The organism is Micromonospora sp. DSM 45708 (assembly GCF_039566955.1).
Lineage (GTDB): Bacteria > Actinomycetota > Actinomycetes > Mycobacteriales > Micromonosporaceae > Micromonospora.
The window spans coordinates 5,477,416-5,497,803 of the sequence record NZ_CP154796.1 but is presented as its reverse complement, the minus strand read 5'-3'; the positions used below and the strand labels follow the sequence as shown (position 1 = coordinate 5,497,803).

The following is a 20,388-nucleotide window of genomic DNA, read 5'->3' as shown; positions in this document are numbered from 1 at the left end:
CGCCGTGGATCGCCCGGTGGCCGGAGAGACTAGGCTCACGTCGCCAACTGTCCGCTTTCGTCCCCTGGGGGAGTCCGTGACCAGCCCCACCGAGCCCGCGTCCGGTGACGCCGCGCAGGCCAGCCAACTGACCAAGCCGCTGCGCGAACTGGCCGCGCTCGTCCTGCTCGGCGCGAACGCCGTGCTGCTCTTCGTCGGCCTGCTGCGCCTGCTGGTGCCGGTCGACGACTACAGCACGTTCGGCGGTCGCGCCGGCAGCACCTTCTTCTCCTTCGTCGGGCTGGAGTCGACGGTCCTGCCGCTGCTGGCCGTGCTGCTCGCCACCCACGTCCGGCCGACGCTGCCGAAGGCGAAACTGATCACCCAGGTGGCGTTGGTCGAGTACGCCGTCGCCGCCCTCTTCGGCGCGCTGACGTTCCTGATCTGGCTGGTCAACCGGCTCGCCGACGGCGAGGTGCTCGACGCGTTCCTCGGGCTGCTCACCCGGGTGGCCTGGCTGGCCGTCTTCGCGGTGGCCGCGTTCGTGGTGTTCAAGATCTGGCGCACGCTCTACTACGTGCCGAAGCCCAAGCCCCAGCCCGGCGTCTACGGTCAGGCCCAGCCCGGCTGGCCGCAGCAGCCCGGCCAGCCCGGTGGCTACCCCGCCCAGGGCGGTTACCCGCCGGCCGGGGTGCCCCCGCAGCCCGGCCAGCCTCCGGCGGGTTACCCGTCGGCGGGCGGGCCCCCGCAGCCCGGCTGGCCGCAGGCCGGTCCGTACGGCCAGCCGCAGTCGGCGCCGCCGTTCAACACCGCTCCGCCGCACGCCCCGCAGTCGGCCCCGCCGTTCGCCGGCCCGCAGTTCGGCGCCCCGCAGGGTGGCCCGCAGTTCGGCGCCCCGCAGGCCGGCAACCCGCAGTTCGGCAACCCGCCGTCGGGCTCGCCGTTCGACGGGCCGCAGTTCGGTGCTCCGGGGGCCGGCGGCCCGCAGGCCGGCTCGGCGCCGACGGCCCCGCCGTTCGGCCAGCCGCCGTCGGCCGACCCCACCCAGGCGATCCCGCGCCAGAGCGCCGAGCCGGGCCAGCCGGCGTCCCCGGCCGACGACGAGCGCACCCAGCGCTTCGACCGCGAGGACCCGCACCAGCCCCGGTGAACGCCGGGCGCAAGTGTCAGGCGGGGCCCCCTCCTCTTCCGGAGGCGTTAAGAGGGGCCCCGCCTTACACCTCGACGGGACGCGGCGGGCAGCGCATAGGCTGGGCCGATGGTTGATCGCAGCGACTCCCTCCCGACCGAGGCCAGCGTCCGGCGGGCGCTGGGGCGGGCCGCCACCGGCCGGGCGTTGGACATGGACGAGGCGGGCGCGTTGCTCACCGCGCGCGGCGCGGCGCTCGACGAGCTGCTCCGCGTCGCCGGTGAGATCCGCGACGCCGGGCTGCGCGAGGCCGGCCGGCCGGGCGTCGTCACGTACTCCAAGAAGGTCTTCATCCCGCTGACCCGGCTCTGCCGGGACCGCTGCCACTACTGCACGTTCGCCACCGTGCCGCACCGGCTGCCCGCCGCCTACCTGGAGCGCGACGAGGTCCTCGCCATCGCCCGGGAGGGTGCCGCGCAGGGCTGCAAGGAGGCGCTGTTCACGCTCGGCGACCGCCCCGAGGAGCGTTGGCCGGCGGCCCGCGAGTGGCTGGACGAGCGCGGCTACGACTCCACCCTCGACTACCTGCGCGCCTGCGCCGTGGCGGTGCTGGAGGAGACCGGCCTGCTGCCGCACCTGAACCCGGGCGTGCTGTCCTGGTCGGAGTTGCAGCGGCTGAAGCCGGTCGCGCCGAGCATGGGCATGATGCTGGAGACCACCGCGACCCGCCTCTGGTCGGAGCCGGGCGGCCCGCACTTCGGCTCGCCGGACAAGGAACCCGCGGTGCGGCTGCGGGTGCTCGACGACGCCGGCCGGGTCGGCGTGCCGTTCACCACCGGCATCCTGATCGGCATCGGCGAGAACCGGGCCGAGCGGGTCGACGCGCTGTTCGCGATCCGTCGCGCGATGCGGGAGTACGGCCACCTCCAGGAGGTGATCGTGCAGAACTTCCGCGCCAAGCCGGACACCGCGATGCGCGGCATGCCGGACGCGGAGCTGCACGACCTGGCCGCGACCGTGGCGGTGGCCCGGGTGCTGCTCGGTCCGAAGGCCCGCATCCAGGCGCCGCCGAACCTGATCGCCGGCGAGTACGACCTGCTGCTGCGCGCCGGCATCGACGACTGGGGCGGGGTCTCCCCGGTCACGCCGGACCACGTCAACCCGGAGCGGCCCTGGCCGCAGCTCGACGAGCTGGTCGCGCGGACCGCGGGCGCGGGGTTCACGCTGCGCGAGCGGTTGACCGTCTACCCGGAGTACGTGCGCGCCGGCGGGCCGTGGCTGGACCCGCGCCTGCTGCCGCACGTCACCGCGCTCGCCGACCCGGCGACCGGGCTCGCGGTCGAGGCGGCCCGCCCGGTGGGGCGGCCCTGGCAGGAGCCGGAGGAGGTCTTCGGAGGCCGGACCGACCTGCACGCCACGATCGACGTGACCGGCCGGACGGAGGACCGGCGGGGCGACTTCGACAGCGTCTACGGCGACTGGTCCGAGGTGGCGAACAAGGTCACCCGTCCGGTGCCCGGAAGCGGCGGCGGGGACGCCGACCTGCGCGCCGGCCTGCGGCTGGCGGCGGACGACCCGGCCGCGCTGCTGACGCCGGCGCACGAGGCCGAGGCGCTGGCGTTGTTCGGCGCGGACGGGCCGGCGCTGGACGAGCTGTGCCGCATCGCCGACGACGTGCGCCGGGACGCGGTCGGCGACGACGTGACCTACGTGGTCAACCGGAACATCAACTTCACGAACGTCTGCTACGTGGGCTGCCGGTTCTGCGCGTTCGCGCAGCGGGAGAGCGACGCCGACGCGTTCCGGCTCTCCCTGGAACAGGTCGCCGACCGGGCCGAGGAGGCGTGGACGGCCGGCGCCACCGAGGTCTGCCTCCAGGGCGGCATCGACCCGAAGATGCCGGTCACCGGCTACGCCGACATCGTCCGCGCGATCAAGACGCGGGTGCCCGGGATGCACGTGCACGCGTTCTCCCCGATGGAGATCGTCACCGCCGCCGCGAAGGCCGGCGTGCCGGTGCGGGAGTGGCTGGTCCGGCTGCGCGAGGCCGGCCTGGACACCATCCCGGGCACCGCCGCCGAGATCCTCGACGACGACGTGCGCTGGGTGCTCACCAAGGGCAAACTGCCGGCCGCCGCCTGGGTCGAGGTGGTCAGCACGGCCCACGAGCTGGGCATCCGGTCCAGCTCCACGATGATGTACGGGCACGTCGACCACCCGGGCCAGTGGTTGGCCCACCTGCGGGTGCTGGCCGGGGTGCAGGACCGTACCGGCGGGTTCACCGAGTTCGTGGCGCTGCCGTTCGTGCACACCAACGCGCCGATCTACCTGGCCGGCATCGCCCGGCCGGGGCCGACCTGGCAGGAGAACCGGGTGGTGCACGCGATGGCCCGGCTGCTGCTGCACGGCCGGATCGACAACATCCAGTGCTCCTGGGTGAAGCTCGGCGACGCCGGCACGGTGGAGATGCTGCGGGGCGGCTGCAACGACCTCGGCGGCACGCTGATGGAGGAGACCATCTCCCGGATGGCCGGTTCGGGCAACGGTTCGGCCCGCACCGAGGAGCAGTTGCGGGCGATCGCCACGGCGGCCGGCCGGCCGTTCCGCAAGCGGACGACCGCGTACGGTCACACCCGCGTCTGACGTCGAACCTTTCCCCGCGCCGCGCCGTACCTGTGGATGCCGGCGGCGGTTGCGGCGAGGACCGCCGCCGGTGACCCCAGCCCGGGGATCCGGCGGCGTCCGGGTGCCCGGCCCCCGCGGCGCTGCGGCGCCGGTTGCGGAAAGGTTGCCGATGAGCACTGACGAGACCACCGACGCGCCGAAGCGGCGGCCCTGGCCGCGGCTGACCCGCCGGCAGACGCTGACCGCCGCCGCGAGCGCCACCCTGGGCGCGGCGGCGCTCACCGTGCCGGGCCTGTCCGCCGCGCAGAACGCCCCCACCGCGGGCCGGCGCGACGAGCCGATCGTGGTCCACCTCCGTGACGCCGCCACCGGCACGATGGACGTCTTCGTCGGCACGACCCGGGTTCAGGTGCGCGACCGTGGGCTGGCCGACCGTCTGGTACGCGCCGCCGGCCGCCGCTGACCCCGCTCTTCCCGGCGCGGGCTCCCGGCGCCGGTCCGACAGACGTTTCCCCCGACGAAGGTGTGGTCCGCCATGTCCTCTCACCGCGAGGCCCCGGAGATCGCCAAGGATCCGGTCGCCGACAGTTCCGACCTGTACGCGTTCGTCAGCCCGAGTCGGCCCGACACGGTCACGTTGATCGCCAACTACGTGCCGGTGCAGCTCCCCTCCGGCGGCCCCAACTTCTTCGAGTTCGGTGACGACGTCCGGTACGAGATCCACGTCGACAACGACGGAGACGGTTACCCGGACGTCACCTATCGTTTCGAATTCACCACCGAGATCACGAATCAGAACAGTTTTCTCTACAACACCGGGCCGATCGAGTCGCTGGACAGCAAGAACTGGAACCGGCGGCAGTTCTACAAGCTGACCCGGATCGCGGACGGCCGGGAGCACGTGCTGGCGAACAAGCTGCCCTGCCCGCCGTGCAACGTCGGTCCGCTGTCCACGCCGAACTACCAGAACCTGGTGAAGCAGGCGACCTTCAAGCTGTCCACCGGCGAGAAGGTGTTCGCCGGCCAGCGCGCCGACGGCTTCTTCGTCGACCTGGGCGCGGTGTTCGACCTCGGTACGCTGCGGCCGTTCCAGCAGCTCCACGTCGCCGGCAGGAAGCTGTTCAAGGCCGAGGGCGAGCCGGTCAACGCATTGGACCGGCTGAACGTGCACAGCATCGCGGTCCAGGTGCCGCTGGGCAAGGTGCGCCGCCGGGCCGGCCGGTACGGCTACGCCGACCGCGCGTCGACCATCGGTGTCTGGACCACCGCGTCCCGCCAGCAGGTGCGGGTGCTCGGCGACCGGGTGTCCGCGGACACCGCCACCGGCCCCTTCGTTCAGGTGTCCCGGCTCGGCAACCCGTTGTTCAACGAGGTGATCGTGCCGATGTCGAAGAAGGACCTGTGGAACACGCTGCCGCCGTCGGAGGACAAGCGGTTCGCCGGGTTCGTCGAGCGGCCCGAGCTGGCCGGGCTGCTGCCGGTGCTCTACCCGGGTGTCTTTCCCCACCTGGACGCGTTGAACAAGGCGAAGAAGCCGCGCGCCGACCTGGTGGCGCTCCTGCTCACCGGCGTACCGGCCGGGCTGGTGGACGGTTTCGCGAACACCACCGGCGACACCCAGGCCGACATGCTGCGGCTCAACACGGCGATCCGTCCGAGCGCCCGACCGGACCGGTTCGGGGTGCTCGGCGGCGACCTGGCCGGCTTCCCCAACGGACGCCGGGTCGGCGACGACGTGGTGACCATCGCGTTGCGGGCGATCGCCGGGTTGACCGTGCCGCTGGTCGACAAGACGTTCCAGCCGGACGCCGCGGCGGCGGCCGTCACGCCGGGTCTGGACGCGACGGACGTGACCGCGCCGTTCCTCGGTGACTTCCCGTTCCTCGGCACCCCGTACGACGGGTTCGGCAACCCGCCGGCGAAGCGGTCCTGAGGGGAGGGGTGGCATGCACCGGCATCACGACCTCGGCCCGTCGTACCGCGGGACCGTCCTGCTCGACCTCGGCGGCGACTCCGGCGCGCTGATCATCCACACCGGCCGGGACCTGCACGGGCGGGAGATCGAGATCAGTCGCGCGGACCGGGACGGCCCGCGTACCCACTCGGCGGTACGGGAGCGGCACGTGCGGGACGGGGTGTTCCACAGCGCCGTCTACCCGGACCTGGAGGCGGGCGCTTATACCGTCTGGTGGGACGAAGATACGCCGGCCGGCACGATCTCCGTCACCGGCGGAGCGATCGCCGAATTCGTCTGGCCGACCAGCTCACCACCGCAAAGGGACTGACCGAACGCTCAGCGACCTACGCGCCCCGTCCACATGTTGGACGGGGCGCGGTCGACGTTGGCGGGCTGGACGGGCGGTACCGCGCCGAGCGCGTTAACCTTTGCCCCACCATTAGTGATCTTGGGGCGGCGGCCGGCGGGGGCGTCCGGCCGGCCCACCGGGGTTGCGCCACGGCAGAAAACTTGGAGCAACTCGCCGGGGAGGGCGTTACTCGCCCGGGGTCTGAATCGATAGGGCAGGTTGCGAGGCTACGGACGGCCGCAGCGGTCGCGCCGGACGTGTCGGGAGGGCGACTCCATTATCAAGTTCGGCTTGACGGCGCACGCATTACACGCGTGTAATTTGAATGGGGTTGTTCGCGCGGAACGCACCAATTCGGTCCGTACGGACAAGCACGCCTTTCGCGTGGGGGGTTGCAGCGGCGAATGACGCCGGTGCGCGACAAGGAGGCAATCGATGGACGGCCAGCTCGAGGTGGCCGACCTGCTCGGGAACGCGCCGGAGTGGCAGGAGCGGGCGCTCTGCTCGCAGACCGACCCGGAGGCGTTCTTTCCCGAGAAGGGCGGCTCGACCCGCGAGGCGAAGCGCATCTGCTCGCGGTGTGAAGTCAAGACGGAATGTCTGGAGTACGCGCTCGGCCACGACGAGCGGTTCGGGATCTGGGGCGGCCTCTCCGAACGGGAGCGGCGCAAGCTCAAGCGGCGGGTGGCCGCCTGACCCGACATGGACCGGGCGGTGGGGGCCGCCCGGGTCCGTGGGTCGGCGTGCGGGGTGCCACGCGGCCGACGGTCAGGCCAGTTCGTCCGGGTCGACCCCGAGCAGGTTCGCCACCTGCTCGATGATCACGTCGTGCACGAGATCCGCGAGGTCCTCCCGGTCCATCGCGCGGAACTCCAGCGGCCGACGGTAGAGCACGATGCGCGGCGGCACCTCCTGCCGGCCGGGCCGGCCCGGCAGCAGTCGGGCGAGCGGCACCTCGCCGTCCTCCAGCACGTCCGAGTCGTAGACGTTCAGATCCGGGGGGACGTCCTCGACGGCGAACTCCACCCCGGCCAGCTCCTTGGCGAACCGGCGTTCGAGCGTCTCCACGGTGTCGAGCACCAGATCGTCGAAGACCTCGGCCTTGGTCCGGGCCAGCGGCACGGTGGCCGGCACCAGCCGCCCGCGCAGCCCGCGACCGTGCCGGTCGCGGTGGGTGCGCCGACCCGAGCCGGGGCGGCTGTTCTGCGGGCTCGTCATGACGGACAGGGTAGCCCGATGACCCGGCCGTCCCGCCGTCGCGCGGCACGCCCGGCGCGCCGGTGCGCCGATCGGACGAATTGTGATCACCGTGACGGGCGTGTCGTAACGCGAAGCAGTGCGCCGGACCCGGTAATGGGGATACCCTGCCGCACGTGAGGTCACCACGGCGCTGCTCCCGTAACGGCTGCCCCCGGCAAGCGGTCGCCACATTGACCTATGTCTACAACGAGTCGACGGCGGTGGTGGGGCCGCTCGCGGCGTTCGCCGAACCGCACACCTACGACCTGTGTGAGCAGCACGCCCGCAGCCTGACCGCCCCGCGCGGGTGGGACGTGGTGCGGCACGAGGGCGAGTTCGAGCCGCCGCCGCCCACCACCGACGACCTGGTCGCGCTCGCCGAGGCGGTCCGCGAGGCCGCCCGCCCCGCGCCGCCGCGTCCCCCGGAGGACCCCCAGTCCCGCCCCCAGTCCCAGCCCCCGCACCAGCAGGGCCGCCGGGGCCACCTCCGGGTGATCCCCCCCAACCACTGACCCCGGGGTCAGTGGCCGAGGAAGCGGGCGAAGAGGGTGGCCCGGCGGGCCGGGTGGTGGGTGCGGGTCTCCGTGGCGTCGGCGGAGGACATGATCTTCAGGCCGGCGTTCATGGCCAGCCAGCGCAGCGGCTCCGGCTCCCAGCGCGGGGAGCGGTGCCCGACCCAGGGCAGCGCGGTCAGGTCGCTCGCCTCGCCCCGGATCAGGTCCGCCAGCGTGCGGCCGGCCAGGTTGCTGGTGCCCACCCCGTCGCCGACGTACCCGCCGGCCCAGGCCAGCCCGGTGCGGCGGTCCAGCCCCACCGAGGCGGCCCAGTCCCGGGCCACGCCGAGCGGACCGCCCCAGGCGTGCGTCACCGGCACGTCCGGGCCGAGCGCCGGGAACAGCTCGGCGAGCGCCCGGCGCAACGCCGCGAACACCTGGGGCTCCCGGTCGAAGCCGGGGCGCACCCGGGAGCCGTAGTGGTAGGGGGCGCCCCGCCCGCCGAACGCCAGCCGACCGTCGGCGGTGCGCTGGCCGTAGACGATGAGATGCCGGTAGTCGGAGAACGTCTCCCGCCCGGCCAGGCCGATCCGGGCCCAGGTCTCCGCCGGCAGCGGCGCGGTGGCCACCATCAGTGAGTAGACCGGCGCGACCGCCCGCCGGTGCCCGGGCAGCCCCGGCGTGAAGCCCTCGGTGGCGCGGACCACCACCGGCGCCCGGACCACGCCCGCCGGGGTCACCGCCGCGCCGGGCCGCAGCGCGGTGACCGGGGTGCGTTCGAAGAGGCGTACGCCCCGGCGCTCCACCGCCAGGGCCAGGCCCCGGACCAGCTTCGCCGGCTGCACCGTGGCGCAGTGCGGCGTGTACGTGCCGCCGCGTACCCCGTCGGCGGCGCAGCGTGCGGCGGCCTCGCCGGCGTCGAGCAGCACCAAGTCGTCGTCGGTCAGCCCGTACGTGTGGGCCTCCTCGACGGCGACCCGGGCCCGGCCGAGCTGCGCCTCGGTGCGGGCCAGCACCACCGTGCCGCCGGCCCGCCAGTCGCAGTCGATGCCCTCGGCGGCGGCCACCCGGCCCACCTCGTGGACGGTGTCGTGCATGGCCTGCTGCATGGCCAGCGCCCGGTCCCGCCCGTGGCGCCGGGCGAGCGCCGGCAGCGAGGTGGGGAACAGCGCCGAGCACCAGCCACCGTTACGGCCGGACGCGCCGTATCCGGCGATCTCCCGCTCCAGCACGACGACCCGCAGGGTCGGATCGGCCCGCGCCAGGTAGTACGCCGTCCACAGCCCGGTGTACCCGGCGCCCACGATCGCCACGTCGGCGTCCGTGTCGCCGGGCAGGCCGGGCCGTGGGCTCAGCGGCTCGTCCAGGTCGGACAGCCAGTGGGACAGCTCCTGGTAGCGCACCGTCTACAGCCGGGACCACGCCTCGGTCAACACCGTGCGCAGGATCTGCTCGATCTCGTCGAACTGCTGCTGCTCGGCGATCAGCGGCGGGGCGAGCTGCACCACCGGGTCGCCGCGGTCGTCGGCCCGGCAGTAGAGCCCGGCGGTGAACAGCGCGGTGGAGAGGAAGCCGCGCAGCAGCCGCTCGGACTCCGCCTCGTCGAACGTCTCCCGGGTCGTCTTGTCCTTGACCAGCTCGATGCCGTAGAAGTAGCCGTCGCCCCGGACGTCGCCGACGATCGGCAGGTCGGTCAGCTTCTCCAGGGTGGCGCGGAACGCGTCCTCGTTGGCCCGGACGTGCCCGACCAGGTCCTCCCGCGCGAACACCTCCAGGTTGGCCAGCGCCACCGCGCAGGAGACCGGGTGCCCGCCGAACGTCACGCCGTGGGCGAACATGCCGGTCTCGGTGAGGAACGGCTCCATCAGCCGGTCGCTGGCGATCATCGCGCCGAGCGGCGCGTAGCCGGAGGTGATGCCCTTGGCGGTGGTGATGATGTCCGGCTGGTACCCGTAGCGGGTGGCGCCGAAGTACTCGCCGAGCCGGCCCCAGGAGCAGATCACCTCGTCGCTGACCAGCAGCACGTCGTACGCGTCGCAGATCTCGCGGACCCGGGCGAAGTAGCCGGGCGGCGGCGGGAAGCAGCCGCCGGAGTTCTGCACCGGCTCCAGGAAGACCGCGGCGACCGTGTCCGGCCCCTCCCGTTCGATCGCCCGGCCGATCTCGTCGGCGGCCCACCGGCCGAACGCCTCGGCGTCGTCGCCGTGCTCCGGGGCGCGGTAGAAGTTGGTGTTCGGCACCTTGATCCCGCCGGGCACCAGCGGCTCGAAGTCGCTCTTGATGCCGGGCAACCCGGTGATCGAGAGCGCGCCCATCGAGGTGCCGTGGTAGGCGATGTAGCGGCTGACCACCTTGTGCTTGTTCGGCTGGCCGGTGCGCTTGAAGTAGGCGCGGGCCAGCTTCCAGGCCGCCTCGACGGCCTCGGAGCCGCCGGTGGTGAAGAAGATCCGGTTCAGGTCGCCGGGGGTCAGTGCGGCGATCTTCTCGGCCAGCTCCACCGCGGTCGGGTGGGCGTACGACCAGAGCGGGAAGTAGGCCAGCTCGCCGGCCTGCTTGGCGGCGGCCTCGGCCAGCTCGGTCCGGCCGTGCCCGGCGTTGACGACGAAGAGCCCGGCGAGCCCGTCGAGGTAGCGGCGGCCCTGCGCGTCCCAGACGTACGCGCCCTCGCCCCGCACGATGGTCGGGACCTCGCCGGCGGAGTAGCTGGCCATCCGGGTGAAGTGCATCCAGAGGTGGTCGGTGGCGTTGGCCATGTCAGCCCCATCGGGTCTCGGGCCGGTCAGGGGTGACACCGGCCGCTCTGCCCACGGTTATCCCACAGTCGATACGGCCAAGGCAAGTGTTATCGGTGGCGCAGGGGGGTGGATGCGACGAATTCGGCGCGCTGTGGGCTTCCGCACAACGGAAACCGCACCCTCGTGATTCGTCGTCTCGGCGAACCCGGCGCGTCCGGACGGCGAGTGCGCTCACCGGCTACCAACTTGAGCGCGTGGACGGTTCACCGTCGTGAGCCGTCCACGCCATCAAGTTCGTAGCGGCCCGGCACGCCATGCCGCGGTGCCGCCCGACCGGGTTCGCGCAGCGGTCGAGGACGTTCGGGACGTCCGCCAACCGTCCCGCCGCAACACGCCGGTGGACCGCAGACGTGCACACGCAGCGTGGCTATCGTGCGGCGCAGCGCATCGAGCGACGCGACGGTGAGCGGGGTGTCCCGCCGCCGGCCGTCGAGTGACGAGGGCGGGAGGGGTCCGTTGGCGAACGAGGTGCTGCGGTTGGCGATGGCGGCGCGGGGCGAGACGGCCGAGTCGCTCGCCGCGAAGGTCCAGGTCGATCCGAAGACGGCGGCGCGCTGGGTGACGGCCGACCGCATCCCCCATCCGCACAGCCGGGTCGCGGTCGCCGAGGTGCTGGGCCGCGAGGTCGCCGAGCTGTGGCCGGAGCCGTTTCGCCGCCGCGACCTGCCGTGGTTCCGCCCGTGGGTCGAGCTTGAGCAGGACGCCATCTCGATCCGCTCCTACCAGCCGCTGCTCGTGCCGGGCCTGCTCCAGACCGAGGGGTACGCCCGCGCGGTGCTGGGCACCGGTGGGCTGCTGCCGCCCGCCGAGGTGGACGAGATCGTGGCGAGCCGGATCGCGCGTCAGCGCGTCCTTGACCGGGACGACCCGCCGCAACTCGTCGCGGTGATCGACGAGGTGGTGCTGCGCCGGCCGGTCGGCGACGGGTCGGTGATGGTTGGGCAGCTCCGGCATCTCGCGGCGGTCGCCGGATGGGAGCACGTTCAGGTCCGGGTGATCCCGGCCGACGGTCCGTGGCACACCGGGCTCGCCGGTCCGTTCGTGCTGGGCCGGCTGCCCGACGGGACGGAATTGGCGTATCTCGACAATCAGCTCCGCGGTCAGGTCGTGACCGATCCCGTCGACGTCGCTAGCCTGGGCCGGAGGTGGGAGAGCGTGACCGGTGAGGCGCTGCCCCGGCGGCGCTCGATCGAGCTGATCAGGGAAGTGGCGGAGACATGGACATGACCGGCGCCCGCTGGCGTACCGCGACCCGCAGCAGCAACAACGGTGGCGACTGTGTCGAGGTGGCCGACAACCTGCCCGGTCGGGTGCTGGTGCGCGACAGCAAGGACCGCGCCGGCGGAACCCTCAGCTTCACGCCGACCGCCTGGCGGGCCTTCGTCGGCCAGGCTCAGGCCGTACCCCAGGTGTAGGTCTGCTTGCGCAGCTTGAGATAGACGAACGCCTCGGTCGACAGCACCCCGGGCACGCCGCGCAGCTTCTGGAGGATCTCCAGCAGGTGCGCGTCGTTGCGGCAGACCACCTCGGCCAGCAGGTCGAACGAGCCGGCGGTGATCACCACGTAGTCGATCTCCTCGAACTCGGCGAGCCGGTCGGCCACCGGCTCCAGGTCGCCGTCGGTGCGCAGCCCGATCATGGCCTGCCGGGGGAAGCCGAGCTGGAGCGGGTCGGTCACCGCCACGATCTGCATGACACCGGCGTCGAGCAGGCGCTGCACCCGCTGGCGTACCGCCGCCTCGGAGAGGCCGACCGCCTTGCCGATGCTCGCGTACGGGCGTCGCCCGTCCTCTTGGAGCTGCTCGATGATCTGCTTGGCCACGTCGTCCAGCAGAGCGTGGTGGGAGCCGTCACGCACGGTGACCCGGCGGGTGCCGTTGCCGTTCTCCAGTTGCCGGTTGGCCATCGCCGCTCCCCATGTCCGATTCGCTGTGCAGAAGCGTAGTGCCCCGGCGCAGTCTGGCGTAATTCGTGGTCCTTCGCTATTCCCACAACGGAATCCCTTGTGAGGGAGGGTTTCTCATGTCAGGATCAGGCCCCCATCGCCACTGACCTCCCGCCGGCGAGCCACCCCCGTCCCGCCGCCGACGATGCCCCCAAGGAGTCGTCACATGCGTAGTCCCCTCCGGACGCTCACCCGGCGTGGCCTGCTCACCGGAACGCTCGGCTCGGCCGCGCTGCTCGCCACCGCGGGCACGCTCGCCGGCTGCGGCACGAAGGGCGCCCAGCAGACCGAGGCCGGATGCAAGAGCGACGACGTGTCCGCCACCGAGAAGAAGCTGGCGTTCTCGAACTGGCCGCAGTACATGGACACCGACGAGAAGGACGAGTCGAAGCGCCCCACGCTCGACGCGTTCATCGCCAGCACCGGCATCCAGGTGACCTACACCGAGGACGTCAACGACAACAACGAGTTCTTCGGCAAGGTGCAGAACCAGCTCGCCGGCTGTCAGAGCACCGGCCGGGACATCATGGTGCTCACCGACTGGATGGCCGCCCGGATGATCCGGCTCGGCTGGGTCCAGAAGCTGGACAAGGCGAAGATCGGAAACGTCGAGGCGAACCTGCTGCCGTCGCTGCGTGGCCGGTCCTTCGACAAGGACACCCAGCTCGCGATCCCGTGGCAGTCCGGCCTCGCCGGTCTGGCCTACAACGCCAAGGTGGCCAAGGAGATCCGCACCGTCGACGAGCTGCTCACCCGCCCCGACCTCAAGGGCAAGGTGACCGCGCTGTCGGAAATGCGCGACACCATGGGCCTGCTGCTCCAGTCGAACGGCCACGACCCGGCCAACTTCACCCCGGCCCAGTTCGACGACGCGCTGAACAAGCTCAAGAAGGCCGTGGACAGCAAGCAGATCCGGCGCTTCACCGGCAACGACTACGCGCCCGACCTGGCCAAGGGCGACATCGCCGCGTGCATCGGCTGGTCCGGCGACGTGATCCAGCTCGGCTTCGAGGACCCCAAGGTCAAGTTCGTGGTGCCGGAGTCCGGCGTGATGCTCTGGTCGGACAACATGCTGGTGCCGAACAAGGCCACCCACAAGGCCAACGCCGAGGCGCTGATGAACTACTACTACGACCCGGCGGTGGCGGCGAAGCTGGCCGCGTACGTCAACTACATCTGCCCGGTGCAGGGCGCGCAGGCCGAGATGGAAAAGATCGACCCGGACCTGGCCGCAAACCCGCTGATCTTCCCGGACGACGCGATGCTGGCGAAGTCGAAGGTCTTCATGGCCCTCGACGAGCAACGCGAGAAGGAGTACGAGACCAAGTTCCAGCAGGTCATCGGGGCGTGAGGCAGATGGCGCAGGAAGCACCGGCCGGCGATCTGCGACTGGCCGACCTGACCAAGCGGTTCGGCGTCTTCACCGCCGTCGACGACCTCAGCCTCACGATTCCGCAGGGCTCGTTCTTCGCCCTGCTCGGCGCGTCCGGCTGCGGCAAGACCACCACACTGCGGATGATCGCCGGGCTGGAGACGCCGACCGGCGGGCAGGTGCTGCTCGGCGACCGGGACATCACCGGGCTGCGGCCGTACAGGCGGCCGGTCAACACCGTGTTCCAGAGCTACGCGCTCTTCCCGCACCTGGACATCCACGAGAACGTGGCGTTCGGGCTGCGCCGCCGGGGCATCCGCAAGGTGGGCGACCAGGTCGAGCGGATGCTCGCGCTGGTGCAGCTCCAGGGGTACGGCCGACGCCGGCCGGCCCAGCTCTCCGGCGGCCAGCAGCAGCGCGTCGCGCTGGCCCGGGCGCTCATCAACCACCCGCAGGTGCTGCTGCTCGACGAGCCGCTCGGCGCGCTCGACCTGAAACTGCGCCGGCAGATGCAGCTTGAGCTGAAGCGCATCCAGACCGAGGTCGGCATCACGTTCGTGCACGTCACCCACGACCAGGAGGAGGCCATGACGATGGCCGACACGGTCGCGGTGATGAACGCCGGCCGGATCGAGCAGCTCGGCGCGCCCGCCGACATCTACGAGTACCCGGCCACCGCGTTCGTGGCGAACTTCCTCGGCCAGTCCAACCTGCTCGCCGCCGACGCCGGCGGCCACGCCGGGGACGACGTGCTGGTCACCGCGCACGGCGCGCGCTTCTCGGTGCCCGCCGGCCGGGCCCGGCTCGTCGACGGGCCGGCCTTCCTCGGCGTACGCCCGGAGAAGCTGCACCTGGTCGACGGCCCCGACGAGGTGCCCGCCGGCCACCAGCACGTCGGCGGCGTGATCACCGACGCCTCCTACGTCGGGGTGAGCACCCAGTACCTGGTGCGCACCGCGTGGGGCAGCGAGCTGTCCGTGTTCGCGGCGAACAGCGGGCTGGGCGGTCGGCTCGCCACCGGCACGCCGGTGACCGCGCACTGGGACCCCCGGCACGCGTTCCTGCTGCCCCGGGCCGGCGGCGCGGACGACCAGACCACGCCGCTGCTCGACGAGCCGCCGGTCGGGGCGTTGCCGTGACCGCGCTGGCCCACGTACCCACCTCCGCCGGGTCACCCGCGCCGCCGCCGGCGCGGCGCGGCCGGAACCGGCTGCTGCCGTACCTGCTGTTGCTGCCCGGCGCGGCCTGGCTGCTGGTCTTCTTCGCGCTGCCGCTGCTGCAACTCGCCGCCGCCAGCCTCTACGACCCGGCCGGCTCGCTCTCCACCGGGTACGCGATGACCTGGGCGGTCGGCAACTACCCGGACGCGTTGCAGGCGTACTGGCCGCAGTTCCTGCGATCCTTCCTGTACTCGGCGATCGCGCTGGTGCTGGCGCTGCTGATGGGCTACCCGCTGGCGTACGCCATCGCGCAGAAGGCCGGCCGCTGGAAGAACCTGCTGCTGGTGGCCGTGGTCGCGCCGATGTTCACCAGCTTCCTGGTGCGCACGCTGGCCTGGAAGACCATCCTGTCGGACAACGGCGCGGTGGTCGGGCTGTTGCGCGACGTGCACCTGCTCGGGCCGGACGGCCGGCTGCTGGCCACCCCGATCGCGGTGGTGCTCGGCCTGACGTACAACTTCCTGCCGTTCCTGGTGCTGCCGCTGTACGCGAGCCTGGAGCGGCTCGATCCCCGGCTGCTGGAGGCGGCGAGCGACCTGTACGCGAGCCCGCTGCGCGCGTTCGCCCGGGTCACGTTGCCGCTGTCGATGCCCGGCCTGATCGCCGGCACGCTGCTGTTCTTCATCCCGGCCACCGGCGACTACATCAACGCCGAGCTGCTCGGCACGCCGAACGAGTACATGATCGGCAACGTCATCGACTCGGCGTTCCTGGTCCGGCTCGACTACCCGCAGGGCGCGGCGCTGTCGTTCCTGCTGATGGCCGCGATCCTGGCGATCGTCTTCACCTACCTGCGCAAGGCCGGCACGGAGGAGGTGCTGTGAAACTGAAGCGCTGGCTCGCCGACCGGTGGGTGATGGGCGTGGCCCTGCTCGTGCTCGGCTACCTCACGCTGCCGATCCTGGTCGTCGCCGGGCTCTCCTTCAACCGTCCGTCCAGCCGGGTCTCCTACGACTTCAACGAGTTCACGCTGGACAACTGGGCCCGCCCCTGCGCCACCGCCGACATGTGCGACGCGGTGGTCCGCAGCATGGAGATCGGCCTGATCGCCACCGTCGTCTCCACCGTGCTCGGCACGCTGATGGCGTTCGCGCTGGTGCGGCACGGCTTCCGCGGCCGGTCCGGGATCAACGGCCTGATCTTCCTGCCGATGGCCACCCCGGAACTGGTGATGGGCACCTCGCTGCTCGCGCTCTTCGTCGCCGCCGGGGTGCCGCAGGGCTTCTGGACCATCGTCATCGCGCACGTGATGTTCTGCGTGTCGTTCGTGGTGGTCACCGTGAAGGCCCGGCTCGCCGGCATGGACCGGCGGCTGGAGGAAGCCGCCATGGACCTGTACGCCAGCGAGTGGCAGACGTTCCGCCGGATCACGCTGCCGCTGGTGCTGCCCGGCATCGTGGCCGCCGCGCTGCTGGCGTTCTCACTCAGCTTCGACGACTTCATCATCACCAACTTCAACGCCGGCACCACCGTCACGTTCCCGATGTACGTCTGGGGCGCCGCCCAGCGGGGCATCCCGCCGCAGGTCAACGTCATCGGCACGGCCATGTTCGGGATAGCGTTGCTGCTGGTCGGGGCCAGCTCGCTGCGCGGGAGGCGGGCCCGCAGGGCGGCGCTCGCGGTGATCGCCACCCCGGCGGGCCGGCCATGACGCTCCCGCATACCGGGCGGGCGCTGGCCGATGCGGCGCCCGTGCCGTACTGGCTGGACCGCCCGGAGCGCCCCGACCCGCTGCCGCCGCTCACCGGCCCGGCCACCGCCGACCTGCTGGTGATCGGCGGCGGATACGCCGGGCTGTGGACCGCGCTGCTGGCCAAGGAGGCCGACCCGGACCGGGACGTGCTGCTGGTCGACGCCGGCACCTGCGGCTGGGCGGCGTCCGGGCGCAACGGCGGGTTCTGCGCCGCGTCGCTCACGCACGGGCTCGCCAACGGCGTCGAACGGTTCCCCCACGAGATCGGCGAGCTGGAACGGCTCGGCCGGGAGAACCTGGACGCCATCGGCGCGACGATCGACAGGCACGGCATCGACTGCGACTTCGAACGCACCGGCGAACTGGCGGTGGCCGTCGCGCCGTACCAGCTCGACGGGCTCGCCGCCGACGCCGAGCTGGGCCGCCGGCACGGCCACGACGTGCGGCTGCTCGACCGCGACGAGGTACGCGCCGAGGTGGCGTCGCCGACGTACCTCGGTGGGATGTGGGACACCGACCGGACGGCGCTGCTCGACCCGGCGAAGCTCGCCTGGGGCCTGCGCCGGGCCGTGCTCGACCTCGGCGTCCGCGTGCACGAGCACACCCGCGTCACCGGGCTGACCGCCGACGGCCCGGCGCTGCGCGCCACCACCGCCGGCGGCGCGGACGCCGCGCCCGGCACCGTGCGCGCGGCCCGGGTGGCGCTGGCCACCAACGCGTTCCCGCCGCTGCTGCGCCGGCTGCGCGCCCGGACCGTGCCGGTCTACGACTACGCGCTGATGACCGAGCCGCTGACCGCCGCCCAGCGGGACGCGATCGGCTGGCGGAACCGGCAGGGGCTGGCGGACACCGGCAACCAGTTCCACTACTACCGGCTGACCGCCGACAACCGGATCCTGTTCGGCGGCTACGACGCGGTCTACCACTACGGCAACCGGGTGGCCCCGGCGCTGGAACAGCGCGAGGCCACGTTCCGGGCCCTCGCCGCGCACTTCTTCACCACGTTCCCGCAACTGGACGGGCTGCGGTTCAGCCACCGTTGGGGCGGCGTCATCGACACCTGCACCCGGTTCTGCGCGTTCTTCGGCACCGCCCACTCCGGGCGGCTGGCGTACGCGTCCGGCTACACCGGGCTCGGTGTCGGCGCGACCCGGTTCGGCGCGCGGGTGACACTCGACCTGCTCGCCGGCGCGGACACCCCGCTGACCCGGCTCGACCTGGTCCGCCGCAAGCCGCTGCCGTTCCCGCCGGAGCCGATCCGGGCCGCCGGCATCAACCTCACCCGCTGGTCGCTCGCCCACGCCGACGCGCGGGACGGGCGGCGCAACCTCTGGCTCCGTACTCTCGACCGCTTTGGACTGGGGTTCGACTCCTGATGCGTATCCTGCTCGTCGGCGCCGGTGGCGTCGGCTCCGCCGCCGTAGCCATCGCCGCCCGCCGTTCCTTCTTCGAGACCATGGTGGTCGCCGACCACGACCCGGCGCGCGCCGCGCGGGCGGTCGCCGGCCACGGCGACCGGTTCGTGGCCGCCACCGTCGACGCCTCGGACGCCGAGGCGGTCACCGCGCTCTGCCGCGAGCACCGGATCACCCATGTGTTCAACGCCGTCGACCCGCGCTTCGTCCTGCCGATCTTCGCCGGCGCGTTCGCCGCCGGCGCCGACTACCTCGACATGGCCATGTCGCTGTCCCGGCCGCACCCCGACCGCCCCTACGCCGAGACCGGCGTCAAGCTCGGCGACGAGCAGTTCGCCGCCGCCGACGACTGGGCCGCCGCCGGCCGGCTGGCGCTCTGCGGCATCGGCGTCGAACCGGGCCTGTCCGACGTGTTCGCCCGCTACGCCGCCGACGAGCTGTTCACCGAGATCGACGAGATCGGGGTACGCGACGGCGCGAACCTCACCGTCGCCGGCTACGACTTCGCGCCGTCGTTCTCCATCTGGACCACCATCGAGGAGTGCCTCAACCCGCCGGTGATCTGGGAGGCCGACCGCGGCTGGTTCACCACCGAGCCGTTCAGCGAGCCGGAGGTGTTCGACTTCCCGGCCGGCATCGGCCCGGTCGAGTGCGTCAACGTGGAACACGAGGAGGTGCTGCTCATCCCGCGCTGGGTGCCGGCGAAACGGGTCACCTTCAAGTACGGCCTCGGCGCGGAGTTCATCGAGGTGCTGCGCACACTGCACAAGCTCGGCCTCGACTCGACCGCCCCGGTGCGGGTGCGCGGCGTCGACGTGTCGCCGCGCGACGTGGTGGCCGCCGCGCTGCCCGACCCGGCCACGCTCGGCGACCGGATGAGCGGCAAGACCTGCGCCGGGACGTACGTCACCGGCACCGGGCCGGACGGCCGGTCCCGCCGGGTCTACCTCTACCACGTGGTCGACAACGAGTGGTCGATGGCCGAGTACGGCCACCAGGCGGTGGTCTGGCAGACCGCGGTCAACCCGGTCGTCGCGCTGGAGTTGCTGGCCACCGGCGCCTGGTCCGGCGCGGGCGTGCTCGGGCCCGAGGCGCTGCCACCGACGCCCTTCCTCGACCTGCTCACCGACTACGGTTCCCCCTGGGGGATGGAGGAACGATGACCCGCTACGGCCCGATGTACGGCCCCGACGTCACGTTCCTCGGCGTGCCGCCGTGCACGGTCGAGGAACCGGTCACCTACGCCGACGCCGACGTGGTGGTCATCGGCGCGCCGTTCGACGGCGGCACCTCGCACCGGCCGGGCACCCGGTTCGGCCCGTCCGCCATCCGGCAGGCCTGCTACCTGCCGCACGACGGCTCCCGCCCGTCGCTGGCGCTGCGCGTGGACGCGCTCAAGGACCTGTGCGTCTACGACGCCGGGGACGTGGAGATGTTCGGCGGCGACATCGAACGTTCGCTGGCCGCGCTGGAGACCGCCGTGCACGCGGTCGCCGCTGCCGGGGCGATCCCGGTGGTGCTCGGCGGCGACCACTCCATCGCGCTGCCGGACGCCACCGGTGTGGCCCGGCACCACGGGCTCGGCCGTGTCTCGCTGGTGCACTTCGACGCGCACGCCGACACCGGCGACGTCGAGTTCGGCTCGCTGCACGGGCACGGCCAGCCGATGCGCCGGCTGATCGAGTCCGGCGCGGTACGCGGCGACCGCTTCCTCCAGATCGGCCTGCGCGGCTACTGGCCCGGCCCGGAGACGCTGGCGTGGATGGCGGAGCAGCGGATGCGCTCGTACGAGATGACCGAGATCGTGGCGCGCGGCCTGGACACCTGCCTCACCGAGGCGTTCGGCATCGCCACCGACGAGTGCGAGGGCGTGTTCCTCTCCGTCGACGTGGACGTGGTCGACCCCGGCATGGCCCCCGGCACCGGCACCCCCGAGCCCGGCGGGTTCACCTCCCGCGAGCTGCTCGACGCGGTCCGCCGGGTCTGCTACGAGCTGCCCGTGGTCGGTCTGGACGTGGTCGAGGTCGCCCCGCCGTACGACCACGCCGACATCACCGCCTACCTGGGCAACCGGGTCGTCCTGGAGGCGCTCTCCGCGATCGCCCGCCGCCTCCGCGACGCGGAAGCCGGAACCCCCTGGAACCCCACCCAACCCCTCCTCGACGACCGCTGAACG

General features: G+C 72.5%; 20 protein-coding genes. 16 read left to right on the top strand and 4 right to left on the bottom strand.

The genetic code is table 11. The annotated features are described in order from the left end of the window. The first annotated feature begins 76 nt into the window (after positions 1-76). The 6 genes from VKK44_RS23595 to VKK44_RS23570 all read left to right on the top strand — a co-directional run bounded on the left by VKK44_RS23595 (position 77) and on the right by VKK44_RS23570 (position 6,735). Positions 77-1,129, top strand: coding sequence for a hypothetical protein (locus VKK44_RS23595; RefSeq protein ID WP_343443393.1), 1,053 nt, complete (start codon positions 77-79; stop codon positions 1,127-1,129). A 108-nt stretch (positions 1,130-1,237) separates the two neighbouring features. Further along, positions 1,238-3,751, top strand: coding sequence for a bifunctional FO biosynthesis protein CofGH (locus VKK44_RS23590; protein WP_343443392.1), 2,514 nt, complete (start codon positions 1,238-1,240; stop codon positions 3,749-3,751). Positions 3,752-3,902: 151 nt separating this feature from the next. Next, entirely contained in the window at positions 3,903-4,196 is a 294-nt protein-coding gene (locus tag VKK44_RS23585; RefSeq protein ID WP_343443391.1) for a hypothetical protein, read from the top strand. 72 nt (positions 4,197-4,268) lie between these two features. Continuing rightward, entirely contained in the window at positions 4,269-5,666 is a 1,398-nt protein-coding gene (locus VKK44_RS23580) for a DUF4331 domain-containing protein (protein ID WP_343443390.1), read from the top strand. 13 nt (positions 5,667-5,679) lie between these two features. Then, positions 5,680-6,018 carry a phospholipase gene (locus VKK44_RS23575; protein WP_343443389.1) on the top strand — a complete coding sequence of 113 codons (339 nt, stop codon included), beginning with the start codon at positions 5,680-5,682 and terminating at the stop codon, positions 6,016-6,018. Positions 6,019-6,474: 456 nt separating this feature from the next. Continuing rightward, positions 6,475-6,735: a WhiB family transcriptional regulator gene (locus tag VKK44_RS23570; protein ID WP_013284161.1), complete on the top strand. Its 261-nt coding sequence runs from the start codon at positions 6,475-6,477 to the stop codon at positions 6,733-6,735. 72 nt (positions 6,736-6,807) lie between these two features. Here VKK44_RS23570 and VKK44_RS23565 read toward each other — a convergent pair whose 3' ends face one another. Continuing rightward, positions 6,808-7,257 carry a metallopeptidase family protein gene (locus tag VKK44_RS23565; RefSeq protein WP_107157758.1) on the bottom strand — a complete coding sequence of 150 codons (450 nt, stop codon included), beginning with the start codon at positions 7,255-7,257 and terminating at the stop codon, positions 6,808-6,810. 155 nt (positions 7,258-7,412) lie between these two features. On the opposite strand from VKK44_RS23565, the gene VKK44_RS23560 reads away from it, so the two are divergent. Further along, positions 7,413-7,790, top strand: coding sequence for a DUF3499 domain-containing protein (locus VKK44_RS23560; RefSeq protein ID WP_343443388.1), 378 nt, complete (start codon positions 7,413-7,415; stop codon positions 7,788-7,790). An 8-nt stretch (positions 7,791-7,798) separates the two neighbouring features. Here the strand turns inward: VKK44_RS23560 and VKK44_RS23555 are convergent, their stop codons facing one another. After that, positions 7,799-9,175: an NAD(P)/FAD-dependent oxidoreductase gene (locus VKK44_RS23555; protein ID WP_343443387.1), complete on the bottom strand. Its 1,377-nt coding sequence runs from the start codon at positions 9,173-9,175 to the stop codon at positions 7,799-7,801. A 3-nt stretch (positions 9,176-9,178) separates the two neighbouring features. Beyond that, positions 9,179-10,525, bottom strand: coding sequence for an aspartate aminotransferase family protein (locus VKK44_RS23550; RefSeq protein ID WP_343443386.1), 1,347 nt, complete (start codon positions 10,523-10,525; stop codon positions 9,179-9,181). Positions 10,526-11,050: 525 nt separating this feature from the next. On the opposite strand from VKK44_RS23550, the gene VKK44_RS23545 reads away from it, so the two are divergent. Then, entirely contained in the window at positions 11,051-11,794 is a 744-nt protein-coding gene (locus VKK44_RS23545) for a DUF5753 domain-containing protein (protein WP_343447872.1), read from the top strand. Beyond that, a complete protein-coding gene (locus VKK44_RS23540) occupies positions 11,785-11,982 on the top strand; it encodes a DUF397 domain-containing protein (protein ID WP_343443385.1) in 198 nt (65 codons plus the stop codon). The genes VKK44_RS23545 and VKK44_RS23540 overlap by 10 nt, the downstream gene beginning before the upstream one ends. On the opposite strand, the gene VKK44_RS23535 is transcribed toward VKK44_RS23540, so the two are convergent. Further along, on the bottom strand, positions 11,961-12,473 hold the full coding sequence (locus VKK44_RS23535) for an Lrp/AsnC family transcriptional regulator (protein WP_343443384.1): 513 nt from the start codon (positions 12,471-12,473) through the stop codon (positions 11,961-11,963). The genes VKK44_RS23540 and VKK44_RS23535 overlap by 22 nt on opposite strands. A 205-nt stretch (positions 12,474-12,678) precedes the next feature. On the opposite strand from VKK44_RS23535, the gene VKK44_RS23530 reads away from it, so the two are divergent. Genes VKK44_RS23530 through speB form a run of 7 tightly spaced genes read left to right on the top strand, consistent with a single transcriptional unit; the run spans position 12,679 to position 20,385 of the window. Further along, the gene (locus tag VKK44_RS23530) at positions 12,679-13,863 is read left to right on the top strand and encodes a polyamine ABC transporter substrate-binding protein (protein WP_343443383.1); all 1,185 of its coding nucleotides are present in this window, start codon (positions 12,679-12,681) and stop codon (positions 13,861-13,863) included. A 5-nt stretch (positions 13,864-13,868) separates the two neighbouring features. Continuing rightward, a complete protein-coding gene (locus VKK44_RS23525; protein ID WP_343443382.1) occupies positions 13,869-15,023 on the top strand; it encodes an ABC transporter ATP-binding protein in 1,155 nt (384 codons plus the stop codon). Then, a complete protein-coding gene (locus VKK44_RS23520; protein ID WP_343443381.1) occupies positions 15,020-15,928 on the top strand; it encodes an ABC transporter permease in 909 nt (302 codons plus the stop codon). Before VKK44_RS23525 ends, VKK44_RS23520 begins: the two co-directional genes overlap by 4 nt. After that, positions 15,925-16,755: an ABC transporter permease gene (locus VKK44_RS23515; RefSeq protein ID WP_343443380.1), complete on the top strand. Its 831-nt coding sequence runs from the start codon at positions 15,925-15,927 to the stop codon at positions 16,753-16,755. The genes VKK44_RS23520 and VKK44_RS23515 overlap by 4 nt, the downstream gene beginning before the upstream one ends. Continuing rightward, positions 16,752-18,173: an NAD(P)/FAD-dependent oxidoreductase gene (locus VKK44_RS23510; protein WP_343443379.1), complete on the top strand. Its 1,422-nt coding sequence runs from the start codon at positions 16,752-16,754 to the stop codon at positions 18,171-18,173. The genes VKK44_RS23515 and VKK44_RS23510 overlap by 4 nt, the downstream gene beginning before the upstream one ends. After that, a complete protein-coding gene (locus VKK44_RS23505; protein ID WP_343443378.1) occupies positions 18,173-19,375 on the top strand; it encodes a saccharopine dehydrogenase family protein in 1,203 nt (400 codons plus the stop codon). The genes VKK44_RS23510 and VKK44_RS23505 overlap by 1 nt, the downstream gene beginning before the upstream one ends. Continuing rightward, on the top strand, positions 19,372-20,385 hold the full coding sequence (speB, locus tag VKK44_RS23500) for an agmatinase (protein ID WP_343443377.1): 1,014 nt from the start codon (positions 19,372-19,374) through the stop codon (positions 20,383-20,385). Before VKK44_RS23505 ends, speB begins: the two co-directional genes overlap by 4 nt. The last annotated feature ends 3 nt before the right edge of the window (positions 20,386-20,388 follow it).

What these genes read in the sequence shown, in the direction of transcription:
- VKK44_RS23590 (WP_343443392.1), top strand. Translation starts at nt 1,238, where the DNA reads ATGGTTGATCGCAGCGACTCCCTCCCGACCGAGGCCAGCGTCCGGCGG.
- VKK44_RS23585 (WP_343443391.1), top strand. Translation starts at nt 3,903, where the DNA reads ATGAGCACTGACGAGACCACCGACGCGCCGAAGCGGCGGCCCTGGCCG.
- VKK44_RS23580 (WP_343443390.1), top strand. Translation starts at nt 4,269, where the DNA reads ATGTCCTCTCACCGCGAGGCCCCGGAGATCGCCAAGGATCCGGTCGCC.
- VKK44_RS23575 (WP_343443389.1), top strand. Translation starts at nt 5,680, where the DNA reads ATGCACCGGCATCACGACCTCGGCCCGTCGTACCGCGGGACCGTCCTG.
- VKK44_RS23570 (WP_013284161.1), top strand. Translation starts at nt 6,475, where the DNA reads ATGGACGGCCAGCTCGAGGTGGCCGACCTGCTCGGGAACGCGCCGGAG.
- VKK44_RS23565 (WP_107157758.1), bottom strand. Translation starts at nt 7,257, where the DNA reads ATGACGAGCCCGCAGAACAGCCGCCCCGGCTCGGGTCGGCGCACCCAC.
- VKK44_RS23550 (WP_343443386.1), bottom strand. Translation starts at nt 10,525, where the DNA reads ATGGCCAACGCCACCGACCACCTCTGGATGCACTTCACCCGGATGGCC.
- VKK44_RS23545 (WP_343447872.1), top strand. Translation starts at nt 11,051, where the DNA reads ATGGCGGCGCGGGGCGAGACGGCCGAGTCGCTCGCCGCGAAGGTCCAG.
- VKK44_RS23540 (WP_343443385.1), top strand. Translation starts at nt 11,785, where the DNA reads ATGGACATGACCGGCGCCCGCTGGCGTACCGCGACCCGCAGCAGCAAC.
- VKK44_RS23535 (WP_343443384.1), bottom strand. Translation starts at nt 12,473, where the DNA reads ATGGCCAACCGGCAACTGGAGAACGGCAACGGCACCCGCCGGGTCACC.
- VKK44_RS23530 (WP_343443383.1), top strand. Translation starts at nt 12,679, where the DNA reads ATGCGTAGTCCCCTCCGGACGCTCACCCGGCGTGGCCTGCTCACCGGA.
- VKK44_RS23525 (WP_343443382.1), top strand. Translation starts at nt 13,869, where the DNA reads ATGGCGCAGGAAGCACCGGCCGGCGATCTGCGACTGGCCGACCTGACC.
- VKK44_RS23510 (WP_343443379.1), top strand. Translation starts at nt 16,752, where the DNA reads ATGACGCTCCCGCATACCGGGCGGGCGCTGGCCGATGCGGCGCCCGTG.
- VKK44_RS23505 (WP_343443378.1), top strand. Translation starts at nt 18,173, where the DNA reads ATGCGTATCCTGCTCGTCGGCGCCGGTGGCGTCGGCTCCGCCGCCGTA.
- speB (WP_343443377.1), top strand. Translation starts at nt 19,372, where the DNA reads ATGACCCGCTACGGCCCGATGTACGGCCCCGACGTCACGTTCCTCGGC.